Source organism: Paenarthrobacter sp. 2TAF44, from assembly GCF_052114885.1.
Classification (GTDB): domain Bacteria; phylum Actinomycetota; class Actinomycetes; order Actinomycetales; family Micrococcaceae; genus Arthrobacter.
In genome coordinates this window covers 60,553-77,947 of record NZ_JBFRFP010000006.1, presented here as the reverse complement: position 1 = coordinate 77,947, position 17,395 = coordinate 60,553, and the positions used below count along the sequence as shown (strand labels likewise).

Annotated in this window: 15 protein-coding genes and 1 pseudogene; 8 read left to right on the top strand and 8 right to left on the bottom strand. The window is 59.0% G+C overall.

The window, feature by feature from the left end:
• Positions 1-4: 4 nt before the first annotated feature.
• A pseudogene (locus tag AB4Z15_RS08160) lies at positions 5-352 on the top strand (transposase); the annotation flags it as partial.
• Positions 353-927: 575 nt separating this feature from the next.
• Here AB4Z15_RS08160 and AB4Z15_RS08155 read toward each other — a convergent pair.
• The 7 genes from AB4Z15_RS08155 to AB4Z15_RS08125 all read right to left on the bottom strand — a co-directional run bounded on the left by AB4Z15_RS08155 (position 928) and on the right by AB4Z15_RS08125 (position 9,042).
• Positions 928-1,695, bottom strand: a complete 768-nt coding sequence (locus tag AB4Z15_RS08155) for an alpha/beta fold hydrolase (RefSeq protein WP_442016949.1) — start codon at positions 1,693-1,695, stop codon at positions 928-930.
• A gap of 137 nt (positions 1,696-1,832) precedes the next feature.
• A complete protein-coding gene (locus AB4Z15_RS08150) occupies positions 1,833-3,446 on the bottom strand; it encodes a sulfatase (protein ID WP_442016878.1) in 1,614 nt (537 codons plus the stop codon).
• Between the two features lie 53 nt (positions 3,447-3,499).
• Positions 3,500-4,369: an ABC transporter permease gene (locus tag AB4Z15_RS08145; protein WP_442016877.1), complete on the bottom strand. Its 870-nt coding sequence runs from the start codon at positions 4,367-4,369 to the stop codon at positions 3,500-3,502.
• Positions 4,370-4,389: 20 nt separating this feature from the next.
• The gene (locus AB4Z15_RS08140) at positions 4,390-5,334 is read right to left on the bottom strand and encodes an ABC transporter permease (RefSeq protein ID WP_442016876.1); all 945 of its coding nucleotides are present in this window, start codon (positions 5,332-5,334) and stop codon (positions 4,390-4,392) included.
• A 2-nt stretch (positions 5,335-5,336) separates the two neighbouring features.
• The gene (locus AB4Z15_RS08135) at positions 5,337-6,896 is read right to left on the bottom strand and encodes an ABC transporter substrate-binding protein (RefSeq protein WP_442016875.1); all 1,560 of its coding nucleotides are present in this window, start codon (positions 6,894-6,896) and stop codon (positions 5,337-5,339) included.
• Between the two features lie 68 nt (positions 6,897-6,964).
• Positions 6,965-8,020 (bottom strand): ABC transporter ATP-binding protein, encoded by a 1,056-nt coding sequence (locus AB4Z15_RS08130; RefSeq protein ID WP_131134362.1) that lies wholly within the window; start codon positions 8,018-8,020, stop codon positions 6,965-6,967.
• Positions 8,017-9,042 carry an ABC transporter ATP-binding protein gene (locus AB4Z15_RS08125; RefSeq protein WP_442016874.1) on the bottom strand — a complete coding sequence of 342 codons (1,026 nt, stop codon included), beginning with the start codon at positions 9,040-9,042 and terminating at the stop codon, positions 8,017-8,019. The genes AB4Z15_RS08130 and AB4Z15_RS08125 overlap by 4 nt, the downstream gene beginning before the upstream one ends.
• A 439-nt stretch (positions 9,043-9,481) precedes the next feature.
• Here AB4Z15_RS08125 and AB4Z15_RS08120 point away from each other — a divergent pair, with 439 nt between their 5' ends.
• The 7 genes from AB4Z15_RS08120 (at position 9,482) to AB4Z15_RS08090 (ending at position 14,590) form a co-directional block, all read left to right on the top strand.
• The gene (locus AB4Z15_RS08120) at positions 9,482-10,216 is read left to right on the top strand and encodes a GntR family transcriptional regulator (RefSeq protein ID WP_442016873.1); all 735 of its coding nucleotides are present in this window, start codon (positions 9,482-9,484) and stop codon (positions 10,214-10,216) included.
• A gap of 183 nt (positions 10,217-10,399) precedes the next feature.
• The gene (locus AB4Z15_RS08115) at positions 10,400-11,911 is read left to right on the top strand and encodes a sulfatase family protein (protein ID WP_442016872.1); all 1,512 of its coding nucleotides are present in this window, start codon (positions 10,400-10,402) and stop codon (positions 11,909-11,911) included.
• On the top strand, positions 11,908-12,201 hold the full coding sequence (locus AB4Z15_RS08110; protein WP_442016871.1) for a GntR family transcriptional regulator: 294 nt from the start codon (positions 11,908-11,910) through the stop codon (positions 12,199-12,201). Before AB4Z15_RS08115 ends, AB4Z15_RS08110 begins: the two co-directional genes overlap by 4 nt.
• 121 nt (positions 12,202-12,322) lie before the next feature.
• Positions 12,323-12,718 carry an ArsR/SmtB family transcription factor gene (locus tag AB4Z15_RS08105; protein WP_442016870.1) on the top strand — a complete coding sequence of 132 codons (396 nt, stop codon included), beginning with the start codon at positions 12,323-12,325 and terminating at the stop codon, positions 12,716-12,718.
• 102 nt (positions 12,719-12,820) lie between these two features.
• The gene (locus tag AB4Z15_RS08100) at positions 12,821-13,810 is read left to right on the top strand and encodes a formylglycine-generating enzyme family protein (protein ID WP_442016948.1); all 990 of its coding nucleotides are present in this window, start codon (positions 12,821-12,823) and stop codon (positions 13,808-13,810) included.
• A 12-nt stretch (positions 13,811-13,822) separates the two neighbouring features.
• Positions 13,823-14,233, top strand: coding sequence for a YidH family protein (locus AB4Z15_RS08095; RefSeq protein WP_442016869.1), 411 nt, complete (start codon positions 13,823-13,825; stop codon positions 14,231-14,233).
• A 9-nt stretch (positions 14,234-14,242) separates the two neighbouring features.
• On the top strand, positions 14,243-14,590 hold the full coding sequence (locus tag AB4Z15_RS08090) for a DUF202 domain-containing protein (RefSeq protein WP_442016868.1): 348 nt from the start codon (positions 14,243-14,245) through the stop codon (positions 14,588-14,590).
• A 1,791-nt stretch (positions 14,591-16,381) separates the two neighbouring features.
• Here the strand turns inward: AB4Z15_RS08090 and AB4Z15_RS08085 are convergent.
• Entirely contained in the window at positions 16,382-17,296 is a 915-nt protein-coding gene (locus AB4Z15_RS08085; protein ID WP_442016867.1) for a hypothetical protein, read from the bottom strand.
• Positions 17,297-17,395: the final 99 nt, after the last annotated feature.

The following is a 17,395-nucleotide window of genomic DNA, read 5'->3' as shown; positions in this document are numbered from 1 at the left end:
GGACCGGTTCGCCGAGTTCACGGCCGATTGGGGCCAGCGAGATCCGGCAATCGTGCGCCTCTGGGGAGTCCTTCTGCGCAATGTTCGTGGCGTTCTTGGAGTACGACGTGGAGATCCGGCGGGTGATCTGCACAACGAATGCGATCGAGTCCATCAATGCCCGCTACCGGCGGACCGTGGGGGCCGCGGGCACTTTCCAAACGAGGCCGCTGCTCTGAAATGCCTGTATCTGGTCACCAGGTCTCTTGAACCGCGCGGCGGCGATCGGGCACGTTTGGTGATGAGGTGGAAGCCTGCGCTGAACGCGTTCGCGATTACCTTCGCCGGTCGGTTCGAAGGAGCCACCCAATAATGAAAGCGCCGGACCCACACACCGCGCGACGGACAATCCCGATCGTCCACACATTCGATTCTTAATCCTTGCTGTTTAGTAGCGTGGCCGGCTCGTCGGAGAACGAGGAGGCTCGGCCTTGGGTGCCGAACCTAGTTTTTCCCTGAGGTCCAGCTCGCGGGTAGCGCCGAACGGAACAGAGTCGCTCAGTGCCACCGTGAACGACTTGTCGTCGTGCCGGGTTACGAGTATGCCCCGGATGGGGAAACTATGGCTTCAGCAATTGCCCGATAGACGGCCTTATCCAGTGCAGCTTCCAAGTCTTGACGCCGAGCTATTGAGACGAACCGAGAATAGGGTTTGGCGGTATAAGTTTCCATGAATTTACCCCTTAGGGAGTGCAGTTCAGGTCGCCGAATTGGCTGCCAGACATTCTTTCGTGCACGTGTTGGAGGAGCGCGAAGTTCTCTCGGGCGTAAGGTTTTGATGGCGGTAAACACGGCATATGGCTTGATGAAATGTCAAATACCGGCGTCTCGAAGCTCTCATTAGACGTGATAAGAGTGGCACCGCTTGCCTATGCTCCATGTGTGTTGTCAGCTTCCGCGTCCGGGCTCTTCCGATGTTGTGTTTTCGGCGATGCGGGCGACAATGTCTGGCCACAACGGACGTGGAAGCTGGTGGCCCATGCCCGGGTAGATCACAAGCGTGGCTTGGGGAACTACTTCGGCAATGGCCAGGGACCCTCCCATATCTATAACTGCGTCGGAATCACCATGAATGAGGGTCGTTGGAACTCTGATGCGGGCTAGATCGTCACGCATATCTTTCACCCCTGTTATGACCTGTCGATGCCGCTCGGCGCCATCTGGATAGTAGTCTCGTTCATACATGAGTCCTCCGAGGGTGCGGAGCCAGTCAATATCGGCTGGGTACGCTGGCCCGGCGCAAGGCTCCTGATATCGGACATGCATCTCGACGGCTTCCTCGCGATTGGTTGCGGGTGGGTTTTCTGACCGCTCTTTTAGCCTCTGGGCACCAATTAGGTGCTCAATATTTGGAGTGGTGTAGATAAGGGCGAGGGATAGGACGCGAGATGGAAAGTGGGTGGCGAGCTGTTGGGCGATCATGCCTCCCATCGATTGACCTACAACGTGCGCGGCCTCAATACCCAGTGCCTCCAAAAGGCCGGCCGTGTCGTTCGCCATCTCAGCCAGACCATAGGGCTGGTCCGGAAATTTATCCGAGAGACCTACATCGCGATTATCGAACCGAATAACGAAGAATCCATGCCCTGCTAGCTCGCGGCAGAAGTCGACGTGCCAGCCCAGCATGTGAGCCCCTAATCCTTGGATGAGGAGCATAGGTGTGTTCTCGGAGTCTCCGAATGTGTCGTACTCGAGATGCACGCCGTGAGGCGTCGTTGCCTGAGTCAATTCATGACCTTCCAGTGGGGTGGGTTTTCATCGGTTAGGAACTAGTTGTGTTCGTCCAACTGGACTCATAGTTTTTTGGCGAATATTTGTGGCGGGGCTTCTGCCACAGCCGCTCCCTGTGGAAACTGTGCCCGTCCGCCCAGCCCCGAACTCGTGGAGGCCGTCTGTGCCCAGTGTCTTCTGATGAGAAGGTCGTCTTGGGTTAGGGGTCCGTTCGGAGGAAGGCCGAGCCGGTGGAATTGGCTGGGCGGCGCCTGGGATTCGACCAGAAGGTCGCGGAGCTTTTCGGCCATCATTTGTTCCAGGGTGTCGTCGATGATCGGGTGCTGCTGGTGGGGGTCCTCCTGGAGGTCAAACAGAAGTGTTCCGTACGCCCAAGGACTGGTCACGGACTCTCCGGGCATCCTCAGTAGTGGGGCTTCTTTGGTGAAGGGGAACGGTTCGACGAGTTCGGCTTGGCGCAGCACTTCGACGGGGAACCGCTGACGCATGTTGTTCGGCATCAGGGTGTGCTCGAACAGGGGCTCATTCGACTCATCAACGCTTGCTCTCATGTAGACGTACCGGCCGTCGGTGATGCACGCGTGGCCACCGAATATTCCAAAGAGCGCTGATTCCCTCACCGGGGAGTCACGGCGCACGGTTTCGGAGAGTGAGAGGCCTTGCATGTCGCTGGTGGGGGGAATGCCAAAGGCATCCAGCACGGTGGGGCCCAGGTCGATTGTTTGAACAAGGCTTTCCCGTCGTTGGTCCTTTATTCCGGACCGTGGATCCCAGACGAACAGGGGGGTGCGGATGGTTTCGTCGTACCAGGGCTGAACGTTCTTCCCCCACCATCCGTGCTCGCCGAGTAGGAATCCATGATCCGTGCACACGAGCAAGAGGGTGTCTTCCCACATGGCGTGTTCATCCATGGCGTCAAGGACCCGTCCCAGGGAACGGTCGCACATGGTGAGCAGTGCGGCGTACTCGGAACGGGCATGCTGGACCTGTTCAGGGGTTTCGATTACGCGTTTGTAGTCGGGCCAGTCGAAGTGCGGGCCGGTGTATTCATGTTCGTAGTACTTGCGGTATTGGTCGTAGCTGAAGAAGGGCTCGTGGGGGTCAAAGGTCTCGATCTGAAGAAACCAGTTGTCGCTGTCCTTGTTGGTTGTAATGAATCCAAGTCCTGCATCGAAGGTGCGGGTCTGGGGGTGATCGGCCTCGTTCTTCATGTACTGCCGGTTGACCAGGTCTTGGCGGTAGGTGCTATCGCGTTGCCGTTTGAGGTCGCCCGGGATTCCCGGCGGATCCTGCACCTGGCCTTTCCACGGGTCTCCTTCTTGTCCGCGGAAGAACTCGAAGCTGGAGTATCGGCTGTGATAGGTCGCTCCGCCGTCCTCCCAATAATGCTGGTGATCGGTGACAAGGTGGGAATACACCCCGTTCTCCTTGAGCATTTCGGGAATCGAGTCATCGAATGGCTCGAGCGGTCCCCAGGAGCGGTGGAGAAAGTTGTAACGTCCGGTGTGAAGTTCCCTGCGGGCGGGCATGCAGGGCATACTGCCGGCGTAACAGTTATCGAAGGTGGCGGCGCGGCGGGCAAGGCGGGAGAAATTCGGGGCTTCGGTCCAGTCACCTCCGTACGGTGGCAGGAACCTCCTATTGAGGCTATCGAACATGACCATAATGACCTTCAAGACTTGCTCTCCTTACTTGACCGGAGGAATTGGGCGGTTGCCGTGGGTCCGGTCTACGTCTCGGACCGGTTGTTCAGAGTGTCGGCGAGGAGCCCGAATCCGAGGATGATGAGGGCGAGGGCGATCGTGGGTCCAAGGACGTACATCGGGGAGGTGGTGATGTATGGCAGTCCGCTTTGGACCAATCCGCCGAGGGATGGCGTCGGGGGTTGGACTCCCAGTCCGAGGATGCTGAGGCCGCCTTCGATGAAGACTGCGTCGGCGATGGAGATCGCCGACTGCACGAGGAGGGCTCCGCGGATATTCGGCAGAACCTGCTTGAGGAGAATACGCGTATTGGATGCGCCGAGTGACTTTGCCGCCATGACGTAATCGCGGTTGAGCTGGGCCAGCATCCCACCGCGGGCGAGCCGGCCAAACACCGGGATGTTGATGATTGCGATCGCCACAGCGACCGCCGGAAGGCCCGGGGTGAGAAGAAGCGCTACCGCGATTCCCAGGATCAAGGTGGGAAAGCCAAGGATCAGATCGAAGACGCGGGCCGAGACCTGTCCCAGAGATTTCGCCCAGATCCCCGACAGTCCAAGGAGCGTGCCGATGATGGCACCGACGGGAATCGCGAGCACGGCAAGGACCAGGTCAAGGCGCACGGCAAAGATGACTCGGGAGAGGATGTCGCGGCCGAACTCGTCGGTTCCAAGCAGGTTCCCGGCTCCGGGGCTAAGGAAGGACTGGGCGCCTTGCTGGTCAGAGCTGTAGGGGGCGATGACCGGGGCAAGTATGGCGATGGCGATCATCAGGACAGCGAGGATGGTGGAGACCAGGCCTCGGGACGTGCCCAGCAGGGCACTGGCTCGAATCCTGCCGCCGATACTTTGGCCACGTTCGAGGTCTTCGGCTGTGTGGGCTGTTGGTGCAGTCATGCGTGGGGTTTGCCTTTCGTTCAGCTCAGTCGGATGCGCGGGTCCATGCTGGCCAGCGCAACTTCGGAGAGAGCCTGGACGATCACGGCAATGGCGACAGCGAGCATAATGAGGTCCTGAACCACGACGTAGTCGCGTGAAAGGACGCTGCCGATCATGAGTTGACCGAGACCGTTGCGGCTGAAGAGCGCCTCAACGACGACGGCACCGCCGAGCAGTCCGCTGAAACGGATGCCGATGGCCACAATCGCGGTGCCCATGGAATTGCGGAGGACGTGTAGCCAGAGGATGCGTGCCCGGGAAAGGCCTTTGGCGATGCCGAAGCGGACGTAGTCCTCGTGCATGGCCTCCTGCATGCTGTTTTGCAGGAGTCGTCCGATGACGGCTGCATGCGGGATGGCTAATGCGGTGGCCGGGAGGACGAGGTATGTGAGCACTTCCCCGATGCCGTCTTCGAAGGTCGCTTCTCCACTGATCGGCAGCACGGGGATCAGGACACCGAAGAGGACCAGCAGGAGGACACTGGTGACATAGGTGGGAAGGCTCAGCAGGACGGAGTAGAAAGCATCGAGGTAGGACCGGAGCCGTGCTGAGCGGGAGGAACCGCCCAGCACGCCAAGTGTTATTCCTAGAAGGCTCATAAGGACCGTGGCCGCGAGAGCCAGCAGCAGGGTGCTCTCGACCCTGCTGCCGATAAGTGTCGTGATCGGTTGGTCGTTGATGATCGAAACGCCGAGATTGCCGGTGACCAGTCCAATAAGCCATGTTCCGTATTGCTGGGGCAGTGGGGCGTTGAGCCCCAGCTTTTCTTCGACGGCGTGGATCTGCTCTGCGCTGGCATCAGGTCCTGCAATGGTGGCTGCGGGGCTGCCGGGGGCGAGACGGAGGATGAGGAAGATGAGGATGGACGCGGCGAACAGCGTCACGAGCATCGCCGGCAAGCGGCGTATCAGATAGTTGCCCATCGTTACCCAGCCGTTGTCTGGTCCAGGATGATGTACTGGAACGCGTTCGTTGTCTTGAAGTCTTTGATGGACTTATTGACTGCCAGGGCCGGTGCCCGCTGGACAAGGGCGAGGTTGAAGGCCTGGTCCACCATGTAGGCCCCAAGTGCAGCGTTGGCGGCGGCGACGTTATCCTGGTTGGCCGATTGGGCAGCGGAGATGAGCCGTTCATACTCCGGGCTTGTGAAATGGGTGCCGCCGTTGGGACGCAGATGTGCTGTTGCAGTTGCTGTCGTTGCCGGTGAAAGGCTTCCGAATCCTGTCCGGTGCAGGAACATCGGGCCCAGGGCGCCCTTGGAGTTGCGGGCGACGAAGTCTGTGGTTTCGATGACATTTGGCGTAGCCTTCAAGCCGGCTGCTTCGAAGTTGTTCCTGACAATGTCCAGGATGGCACGGGCCACGAGGTCTCCGGAATTGACCGTGAATGGAACCTCTGTGCCCGCCAGACCCAGTGCCTCGAGCTCCTTCTTGGCTTCGTCCGGTTTGTACGTGTAGGTATTTGCCGTCTTCTCATCCCAACCGGGGGTTCCCTTTCCCCACCATAGGTTGCTGACTTCAGCAGAGCCTTTGAATACCTGATCGTTGATGCGGTTCCTGTCGATGGCCTTGGCTATTGCCTTGCGAACCTTGAGATTGTTGAACGGCGCCGTGCTGGCATCCAAACCGACGACGAAGGCTTCGATACCTCCGCTGTTCGGGGTTTGGACGTCGCCTCCGGAGATGGTGGACAGATCCAACGGACTCAAGCCCTGGGTAATTTGGGACCGGTTGGACCGGGCGGCGGCGATCAGGGCCTGGGATTGGGTGATGATGGCGATTTCGACTGCTTCGAAGTGCGGGGCGCCGCTGACCCAGTAATCGGGGTTCTTCTCAAGCTGGACGGAGGCACCCGGGCTGAAGCTCTTCCACTTGTAAGGCCCGGTACCGACTACCTGCTTGCCGCCTTGAAGACCGTCCAGTGTTTTCTGGTCCACAACTGGAACGAGTTGGAACAGGTCGAACAGCTGGCTCGTGGGCTTGCTTAGCTTGAGAGTGACGGTGTTCCCCGAAGCAGAACCTTCCTGGATCAGATTGGCCACCGAGCGCAACTGGCAGCCAGCGGCTTCTTCCTTTGCCCGGTTCAGCGAGAAGACGACGTCCTCTCCGGTCATTTCCCTGCCGTCATGGAATTTGACTCCCTGACGGATCTTCAGCGTCGTGGTCAGTCCGTCCGCGCTGGTTTCCCAGCTTTGGGCCAGGACTGGCTGGGGCTTTCCGCTGGTATCAAGGTCTGTCAGGTGGTTGAAGACCAGTCGCTGCCACGGGCAGTTTGTTTGGTTGGCCTGCATGACCAACTGAGGCTGGGGGTCCGCCGAGGTTGCGATCACGATCTTTTTGAGCGCATTGCTGTTGCCGGCGGTGGAGGCTCCCCCCGAGGGGCCGCATCCAGTGAGGGCAAGAAGGGTTCCGGCTGTCGCCGTGAAACCGATGAAGCCGCGGCGGGAAAGAGCTGCCTCGGAGCGGAAGATGTTCGATTCTTTCATGGTTGAAACTCCTCGTTGAGTCGGTGAGATTTAGTCGGTGAGATGAGGTGGCGTCTGCCGATGGTGGATTAGATGACCGGCGTCGCCAGGGGTGCTGCGAAATGACAGGCCGAAGGATGCGGCGAGTCGTCACGTTGGATCAACGCCGGGACCTTCTCGGCGCAGATATCCTGCGCCTTCCAGCAACGGGTGCGGAACTTGCAACCCGAGGGCGGGTTGGAAGGGCTGGGCGGGTCACCTTCGAGGATGATTCTGGTCCTGTTGCCGCGTGCGCTTGGGTCAGGAATGGGCACGGCCGAAAGTAGAGCCTGAGTGTAAGGGTGGGTCGGATGCTCGTAAATCTGATCCGCGTCGCCGATCTCAACAATGTTGCCCAGATACATCACCGCTACCCGATCCGAGATGTGCCGAACAACGGACAAATCGTGGGCGATGAAGACGTACGACATCTGAAGCCGGTCTTTCAGTTCGGCAAGCAGATTCATCACCTGTGCCTGGACAGAGACGTCCAGGGCTGAGACCGGTTCGTCGCAGATGAGGACTTTCGGATTCAGGGCCAAGGCCCGTGCGATACCAATCCGCTGTCGTTGTCCGCCGGAGAATTGATGCGGGTACCGGTTTGCGTAGTCCGGGTTAATGCCCACGAGCTCCAGCAGTTCCCGGACCCTTGCCCGTCGTTCCTTTGCTGGCACCAGATCGGAATGGATCTCAAAGGGTTCAATAACGATCTGTCCGACAGTCATTTTGGGGTTCAGGGACGTGTACGGGTCCTGAAAGACCATTTGGATGTCCCGGCGGTGCCGGCGCATCGCTTTCGCTCCGAGGCCGGCGATTTCGTGGCCGAGGACGGAGATACTGCCTGCGGTGGGATGCTCCAGGCCCATCAGCATCCGGGCAAGAGTGGATTTTCCGCAGCCGGACTCGCCGACGAGTCCGAGCGTCTCGCCTTCCCGCAGTTCCAGGTCTATTCCGTCAACGGCTTTCACTGAATGACTCAGCCGCCTCACGATCGTTCCCGTGTGTATCGGGTAGTGCATCTGGAGCCCCGAGGTGCGCAGGACCGTTGCGGGTGAATCCTGGAAGGCCTGGTGGTCGGCGAGGGTGTGTGGATGGGTCGTTTTCATGAGGCCACGACCGCTTCCCAGTAGTGGCAGCGGCTGCTGCGTTCAGAGCTAATGTCGTAAAGAGGTGGTGAGTCTACCCGGCATTCTTCGCGGGCGAAACGGCACCGTGGCGCGAACGAGCAACCTGCGGGGAGCCTACTTAGATCAGGTGGCAGCCCGCCGATCGCAGCCAGTTCCGTACCTCTGTCGTCCAGTCGCGGGATGGATTCCAGGAGGGCCTTCGTATACGGGTGGGCGGGCCGGCGGTAGACATCGATAGCGTCGGCGCTTTCGACGATCTGACCGGCGTACATCACGGCAATCCGGTCTGCTATCTCCGCCACCACGCCCATATCATGGGTTATGAGGATTAGCCCCATATTTCGATCGCGCCGGAGGTCGTCGAGTAAGGACATGATCTGCGCTTGGACTGTAACGTCAAGAGCTGTTGTCGGTTCATCCGCGATGAGGACCTCGGGGTCCAACGCCAAAGCCATGGCAATAACTACACGTTGACGCATACCGCCCGAGAACTGGTGCGGGTAGTCATCCAAGCGACTTTTGGCATCCGGAATCCGCACAGCTTCGAGCATCTCAACTGCCTTGAGGCGGGCATCATGGCGGGACATTCCACGGTGAACGGTGAACATCTCGCTGAGCTGAAAACCCACCGTAAAGACAGGGTTCAGCGCGGACAACGCGTCCTGGAAGACCATCGCTACCTTCGTGCTGCGCAAGGAGCGTCGCTTCTTTTCGGGCAGTTTCAGCAGGTCCACACCATGGAAGCGGATGCTTCCTGACTTTACTTCGCCAGGCGGCACGTCCAGGATGCCCATGATGGTTTTGGCCGTGACACTCTTGCCGCACCCGGATTCTCCCAGCAGGGCAAGCGTCTCGCCCGCTTCGAGGCTGAAGCTTACTTTCCTCAGTGCATGCGCAACATTGTTGCGTAGGCGAAAGTCCACGCTGAGACTCTCGACAGCCAGCAACGGCGCTGCGTCGTCGAAATGGAGCCCGATTGGGGCTCTCTCCAGAAGTTTCACTATGATTCCAATCCCTTTACTGCTTCGGCCTGCTGGCTCGTGGGCGGGTCGCGACATTAACTGCGCTTTATCGGGGTTCAAATTTCGGAGGCCGGTGGCACCTACATGGGATCGTCTGTGATCGTCCATGTTGCGTCGCCGCATCTGTTTTTGTGGCAGCCGTCACAGCTGCTATTCACAAGCTAACACATTAGACCTCTAGAGGTCCAACCTGTGATAGAGTTCACATAAATTGCTGATGACAGAGCAACGAAGGAGTATCGCTATGAGAAGCAGTCACTATGCTTGGGCAGTCCCTTACCAACAGGAGACGGCGCCAGGCACCACTTTCGGACTGCCGGTCGGTGCTGAATGACGGACGAACGCGCAGGAGCAACACTGCTCTCCAAATATGCGGTTGACCGCCCCCTGAACGACACGTACCCCAAGGAGTTCACCGATGTTTGAGCGCCGTAGCTTGGCCGCCCAGGTCGCTGATTCCTTTCGTCAGCGAATCGGCGAGGACCTGCACCCCGGAGACAGGCTTCCAGGGGAAAAGGACTTGGCCGTCGAGTTAGGTGTCAGCCGGACAACCCTTCGAGATGCACTCCAACTGCTATGGAAGGAGGGAATCGTTGTCCGACGCCATGGCATCGGAACCTTCATCCGCGAGACAGGAGGGCCCGTACTGGTGAGTCTTTCCGACCTCGTAGCCCACAGGGACGTGATCCTTGCATCCGGGCACGAGCCAGCCATCGCCGAATTCGTGTTGACCCGATCAGTGCCTTCGCGAGACATCTCGTCGCTGATTGCGCTGGAAGACGGCGAAGAAGCGTGGAAAGTCGAAAGGGTCTTCTCGGTCGACGGCATTCGTGCAGTAAAAATCACTGACACGCTGCCCGTTAGCATCAACGGCGTCGCTCTCGATCTTGAACCACTCAAAGACATTGACGTGGACATGATTCACCTCCTCCAGGAACAGGCCCGGTGCCCTGTGCTCCTTCAGGACGGTGACCTGGACGTCGTACCCGCTTCCGAAGAACTCGCAACAGTATTTGATATCAAGCCAGACACCCCGCTCCTGAAGCTAACCCAGCTCAACTTCACAGACGAGGAACGGCCCTTTATGCATAGTGTGATCTACAACCGTTCGGATGTCATGAAGTTCAGGCTTATCCGCAGACCGTCGCACTAGCTAGTGCCGGTGTCACCGTTGCCCACACTTGAAAAGAGGGCAGCACTCCCGTAGCGCCGACACCCCCGGTGGACGGCCAGCGGGATGGGCGTACCGCCTCCCCTAGTGCGTGCCATGAACGGCTCGGACTGGACGAACAAAACATCAGGAGCAACGCAGCTCCAGCCAGATAGGTTAAGCCCAATGCCAGGACCAAACATTGTGTATATCCTCGCCGACGATATGGGGTACGGAGACCTGCCGTGCTTCAACAACCGATCACAGATTCCCACTCCCAACCTTGACCGACTCGCAGCACAGGGCATGCGCTTTACCGACGCCCACGCAACATCATCGGTCTGCTCTCCCAGCCGCTACAGTCTGCTCAGTGGCCAATATAACTGGCGATCCCGCCTCAAGTCCGGGGTGATCTGCCGGTGGGACGGCCCCGTTTTTGAGGATGGCGAAGTCACCGTCCCCAGTTTCCTGAAGTCTCAGGGTTACGACACGGCGTGCATCGGCAAATGGCATCTGGGCTGGAACTGGCCAACAACCACAGGTCGAAGCCCCAACCAGGTTTTGCCCTATGCAATCGACACCCCTGAAGTTGAGCTGCGCCGGGACGAATTCTGGAAAGAAATTGACTTCTCTGCACCGATCGCCGGGGGTCCCATTGAGCATGGTTTCGACACCTACTTCGGTGTAGACGTACCAAATTACCCGCCCTATTCGTGGTTCCAGGACGACCGGCTGACTGCTCAGCCGACTAGGCCCAAATCCGCCGTCATCTACGGTGACATCGGTCCCTCCGTTGAAAACTGGTCCCACGAAGCGATGCTTCCGGAGTTCACACGGCGGACCGTGGAGTACGTCGAGTCACACAGCAGCGATGCCAGCACGATAGGGAAAAATCCGTTCTTCCTCTTCCTTTCCCTGACCGCTCCCCACTCCCCCGTCAGCCCGGGGCCAGAATTCAGAGGTCGCAGCGGCATCGGCCCCTACGGTGACCTCGTTTCCGAAATCGACTGGCTTGTTGGTCAGGTCCTGGACGCGGTGGAGCGCTCAGGACTGGCCGATGACACACTGCTCATCTTCACCAGCGACAACGGACCTGAGCTGGGCACCAAGGACGATGAGGGGGCTTTCGAACGCGCCCGGCGCACCGGGCATTACAGCATGGGAGATCTCAGGGGGATCAAGCATGACGTTTGGGAAGGAGGCCACCGAGTCCCCTTCATTGCCTCATGGCCCGGCACAATTCCGAGCAACACGGTATGCAGTGAGCTGGTCAGCCTCATGGACCTTATGGCCACGTGCGCCGACATACTCCACGCCCCGCTGCCTTCCTCAGCCGGCCGGGACAGCATCTCCATGCTGCCTCTGTTGCAAGGCAACGCTGACCAGCCGTTGCGGGGCTCACTAGTCGGCCACTCGCGTAACGGGAAGTTCTCCATCCGGAAGGACGAATGGGTCTTCATCGACTCGCCGCCCTGTTCAGAAAATACGGAACCTGAATGGTTCCACACAGAACGCGGCTACCCGGACGATGACAGCGAAGCCGGCCTTTACAACCTGACCGAAGACATCTCGCAACGCGATAACAAACACTCGGACCAACCCGAAGTGGCACAGGTGCTGGGCCGGGAGCTGGAATCTGTTCGGTACATTGCTCCCAAGCGCAAAATCGCCCCATCCAGATCCAGCCCACAGTCATGATGAGCGCGCCAGCACCACGAACAGGATGCCTTACGCCGGCCAAAGAAGCCCAGGACCTGAAGATCAGAGTCCACAAGTATTCACCGGTGCCGTTGTACTTTCAAATCGCCGAGGCTATCTCCGCAGAGATACAGCTGAACCATCTGAACCACGGTGACAAGCTCAAGACCGAGCGGGAACTCGCACGGGAACTGGGAGTCTCACTCGGAACAGTCCGGCATGCCTTTCAACGCTTGGAAGACAACCATCTCGTGCATCGCAAGCAGGGATCCGGGACCTACATAGCCTGATGACCGCACCTTGGAAAGGAAAATCAGACGTGGATACCTCGTTCTTAGTGAAAGGCCCGCCCTCATGACGTCTGTGAAGAACTGCAGTCCCAGGGCTTGAAGCGCAATGAAACCAACTGTCATGCCAGTCCTTAGCGGTAAGAACCGCCTAAAAATTGCTTTACTCCTGGAGGAACACGGACTTCTCACCCCGACCGAACTGGCTCGGCTGCTTCACTGTACACAGGGTCACGTATCCAACGATCTGACAAGAATGCGCAGCCACGGGCTTGTCGCGGCCAGCGCTGAGGGTATTCACACCCGCTACCGGTTGCTGGAGACAGCTGCAGGCCGGATCGACGCCGCCGTTCGAAATTACAACACCGAAGAAACGATCATCGATGATGAACTTTTGCGCTGCCTCATCGAAAAGCGAACGGCTTCAAAGGGCCCTGCACCGGGCATGCCGGAACCAGCGGGCAACCAGGAGCGTAGGTCCGCGCCGCATCTTCAAACCGTCCATCATCCACTCCCTTGACCAGCCAACGACGTCTGCGAATTTTTCCAGTTAGTAAGCGCCGGAGCATCTCATCGCTACTACCGGCAGAGACATTTCATATCAGTGCACGGAGGAACCATGATGGTGACCGGATCCGGATCGCAGTCCATAGGAAAAAGCTGCTGCGCCCCGTCCCGCAAGAATGCAACACTAACCGCTGGGCAACCGCCCCTTGCCGGAGCGGCAGGCCGATTTGCAGAGCGTCCGCCACAAGTGCGCATCCCCGCTGGAACCTTCCTGATGGGCGATGCCTTTGATGAGGGCTATTCGAGCGACGGAGAAAGGCCAGTACACGCAGTTCACATAGATGCCTTCAGCATCGATTCCACCGCCGTCACCAACACCATGTTTGCCGAATTTGTGGCCGACACGGGATACCGCACGGATGCCGAAATTTTCGGATCCTCGGCCGTTTTCCACCTCCTCAAACGTGCGCCGCGTTCCAGCATTCTTGGCTTTGCCTCCGGCGCTCCCTGGTGGCTAAACATCCAGGGGGCTGACTGGGCCCACCCGGCCGGGCCCGCATCACACTGGAAGCACGTAGCGGATCACCCCGTTGTACACGCCTCACACAACGACTCCCTCGCATATTGCCGCTGGGCAGGACGACGTCTTCCGACCGAGGCCGAATGGGAATACGCAGCAAGAGGAGGCTTGGTGGGCCAACGCTACGCCTGGGGGAACGACCTCCGCGGCCCCTCAGGTGAACACCTCTGCAATATCTGGCAGGGCACCTTCCCCATCGAAAACACCACCGAGGACGGATTTGCCGGGACATCACCCGTCAAATCCTTCCCCGCCAACGGGTATGGGCTCTACGACGTCGCCGGGAACGTATGGGAATGGTGCGCCGATTGGTTCTTGCCGGGCTACTACCAGAACTCGCCCGCGACAAATCCTCAAGGACCAATCATCGGCGCAGGACGCGTGATGCGCGGTGGTTCCTATCTGTGTCACGACTCGTATTGCAACAGATACAGAGTGTCATCCCGGAGCTCAAACACTCCTGATTCCTCCAGCGGTAACTGCGGATTCCGAACCGTAGCCTTGCCTCCGGAACCACCGGCCTGAGCTGGCGAACAAATGGAAGACTCAACTGTGATCAACGAACCCACCGACCAGCCCTTCCAAAACAGAGCACGCTTCTCTTCTTGGCTCCTTAAGGGTGGCGCGGAGCCTGACCCCCGTTTCACGTTAGCCAACGAACGAACCTTCCTGGCATGGATCCGAACATCACTGGCCCTGCTCGCTGGCGGTGTCGCGGTCGAAGCATTCATGTCCGGGCTGTTTGCCCCGGAGTTGCGGAAGACCCTCTCCATCGTTCTGCTCACGATGGCACTGCTGATCAGTGCCGGGTCCTTGTTCAGATGGCTGAACGTCGAGCGCGCAATGCGTCGGAAGGCACCTTTGCCGCTACCTCTTATCACTCCTTTTTTAGCGCTGGGTGGCGCCGGCGTAGCCGCAGGCATGATCACGTTCGCGGCGATCCGCTAGAAGGCATCATTGACTACCGACTCCACCCGCCCGAGCCACGACGATCCCGGCCTGCAACCTGAACGAACTGACCTCGCGTGGAACCGGACAATGCTTTCAATGATGGCGTCGGCCGGCGTCTTTCTACGCTGGCTTCCCCAACACGGCTGGTTCGCCGGATGCCTGATAGCAACCGCCACAATCACCACGGTGGCAATCGGACTGGGACGGAAACGACGATTACAACGGGCCATCGAAGGCATCCATCAAGGCATCGTGCAACCCCCCGCCGCCACTGTGACTGCCTTAGCGGCCAGTGTCATCACCCTGTCATTACTAGGAATCTGCGCTATCTTGTTCAATTCTTTGGCAGTGTGAAGGGCGCAATTATAGCCGCGCTTGGCAGCACCTCCACCTCAGACGCTAATCAGGTGCAGGGTTGGTGACCCCATTTCGACCACATATCGAGGTGGCTTCTGGCGGCCCGTCTCACGGCGTGCCTGCATCTCTTGATAACTCCCGACGGGCCAGCGAGCTTCCTGATTGGACACTGTTCTCCACCCCAAAGCATGTTTGCGTGGCGTAGCCAAACAGGAGCACCGTCTTTCCGGAGTCGGGTTCAGCGGTATCCGGAAAGACGTGACGAGTCTGGCCAACTACACCCCAACCCGACATCAGGTTTGGGTGTGAACGCGGGTCAGAACAGGGTCCGCGGAGGCGTTAATGGACGGGTCCCGTGCATGCTCTTAGACTTCAGCCTGACGAACTGTGCGACCAGAACGGCCAGGCGCTGCCAGCGAGCAAGCTGCTGCGTGAAGTTTGACGGGGCGTTCCCGTTGCGTTCCAAAGTCCGATTCATGATCGGGTTCAACAGCACGTTGCGTGACCACCCCTACTCATCCTGACAGCCCGTGACATTAATGGGATCTTCATCTCACTCGGTGCTTCCTTGGGTCGGATCGTGCTTCGGCGCAGGCACCGCAGCAACAGTCAAGAGTGCAACAGCTTGTTGCACTTTTAGCGTCGCTGGTCCCGGCAATACTCGCTACCCGCTTGGGTGCTGCAACGTCACCTGACACTCAACCCACACCCTCATTAACCAGGTTATCGCCATGGCCGCGTCATCACGCTCAGAAAGCCCCGCAGATCTTCCGCGCCGGCTGCACCGCAAGCACCCACCCCGGCCCAGGAAAGATACCCCAGGACCTGGACGGGCCGCTCAGACCCGCTGCGTCCAAGACCAGTCATGTTGTTCTAAGCATGCCCGCCAATGAAGGTATGTGAGCAAACAATCCGAGGCGCACCCTGCACTTAGAAAAGCAGATTTAAGTGTGCAAAATGTGCACACCCTCTTTGGCCGGACAAACCCGGCAACCCGGCAATCGTTGCTGACTGACACTGGACCAGTTCGGAGCAGAATCTCACAAAACATTTGTCAAAGTCATGTCATCGGTACATGCACGGACCATGAAGTCGTGAACGGCCAACAGGGGCCGCCGCAACACCCACAAAGGATGACTGAATGACCCCACAACCCAGCCAGCGGAGCGCCCACCAGCCAGGGCACTGAACCCGCTCCCCCACCCAAACTGAACAGGCCGCACCCGGCGGCCAGGTACCATCCGGGACGACTAATCAGAGGCACGTGTCAAGCTTTGTACACACTTAAAAGCAAAAACCCCTCTGACGAGGGATTATGCCGTGCCCGAGGTGGGACTCGAACGCGATTCCCTGCCTTGTCATTGCTGGGAAGTCGCGGAAACCTGCGGAATCCGGGGCAGTCCGGCCGCTGTACGAGCCAGTCCGGGGCCAAAGGTGTGCACATTGTGCACACCTCCTTTTTACCCATACGGTTAGCCGGCTGGACGACGTCCCTGGCATGGGGATGCAGCGCACAGCGGGGCACGCGGAAAGTACGCATTGGTTGCCGGTGCTGGCTGTTGCCGAGCAAGACATTGGCATCAGATTTCCTCCTTTCGCGTGTTCATAGCGGTTCGAACAGACGGCGACATGACTTGGCGGCTCAGCGAACAACGGTTAGCTGACGGGCTCGCCCGCATGCGCGCCGACAACACATTTCAGATCCGCATCGACATGGCCCGAAGCGTCACCCTCCAGGTGTACGTGGGAGCAACTGGCATGAACGCAGACCCTGTCACTGCCCCCGAGCTACGACATACCTCCGCCTGGTCCCTCAGGAGAGTTACCGTAGTGCAGTTGCTGCAGAAGGGCAGCCAGTTGCCCGTCCACTTTGGGGATGCTGGTACCAAATCTGGCCCATTGCCCGCCGCACAGATGGCGACCCTCGTAGTCGCCGTTCCCGTACTGATACAGAATCCAAACATGTAAGTCCGAAAGAGGCGGATCCAGGAAGGGCGGCAAAAAATCGTTCACATTCGACGGCGGCATGTAGTGACTGAACTCGGCTGTCAGATTCTCCGGAGGCCCAAACGGGTACATCACCAGATGCTTGTGCGGGTACCCACTGAGCTTTTCGGCCAACGCTTGGATTCCGCCGTGCTGCTTCCTGGCTTTTTGCAGCGACTGTCCAAGTAACTGCCAAGGATCAACTGAAGAAGGACGGTGCACAACAGACCATTCGACGCGGTGGCGCCCGTCGGCTGGATGCCGGCATTGTTGAATGCAGTACGCCGTGACGCCACCGTCGAGCGCACCAAGGAAAAGCAGTGGGTTTGAAGCCCTGGCGGGGCCCAACGAATGCTCCGCTAACGGCGGCCAGTGTTCCTTGCAACAGTCGGCCGCTGTGAGCGCCACGACTTCTTCCTGGATCTCGTGCCATCGCTTTTTACCCGTCATTCCCAAGAGCGTGAACGGCACAGCAACCCGAACGCAGTGCGGTAGATCCAAAACAGGTACGGCGGTCAGATGCTGCCGCGCTTCCCGGGCCTTGCCAGGGACAGTAGTGATCACCTCAGCAACGTGCCGTCCCTCCATGGACAGGAGATCGGGCATGTTGTTCGCAGAGCCGTCATCGTAATGGCGGAGACCCAAGCCAAGCTCGGCTTCCAAAACGATTCTCGCGTGCTCTTCTTCCGGGCGAACCGACCATTCCCGTCCTGCCACTATCTTCCTCCCCCAACGATTCAGCCGTACGTTCCTGATCTCAACTTCCTCCCATGCTACGACGCATCGCCCCAAGCCCGATGGCCTCGTGCGATCAGC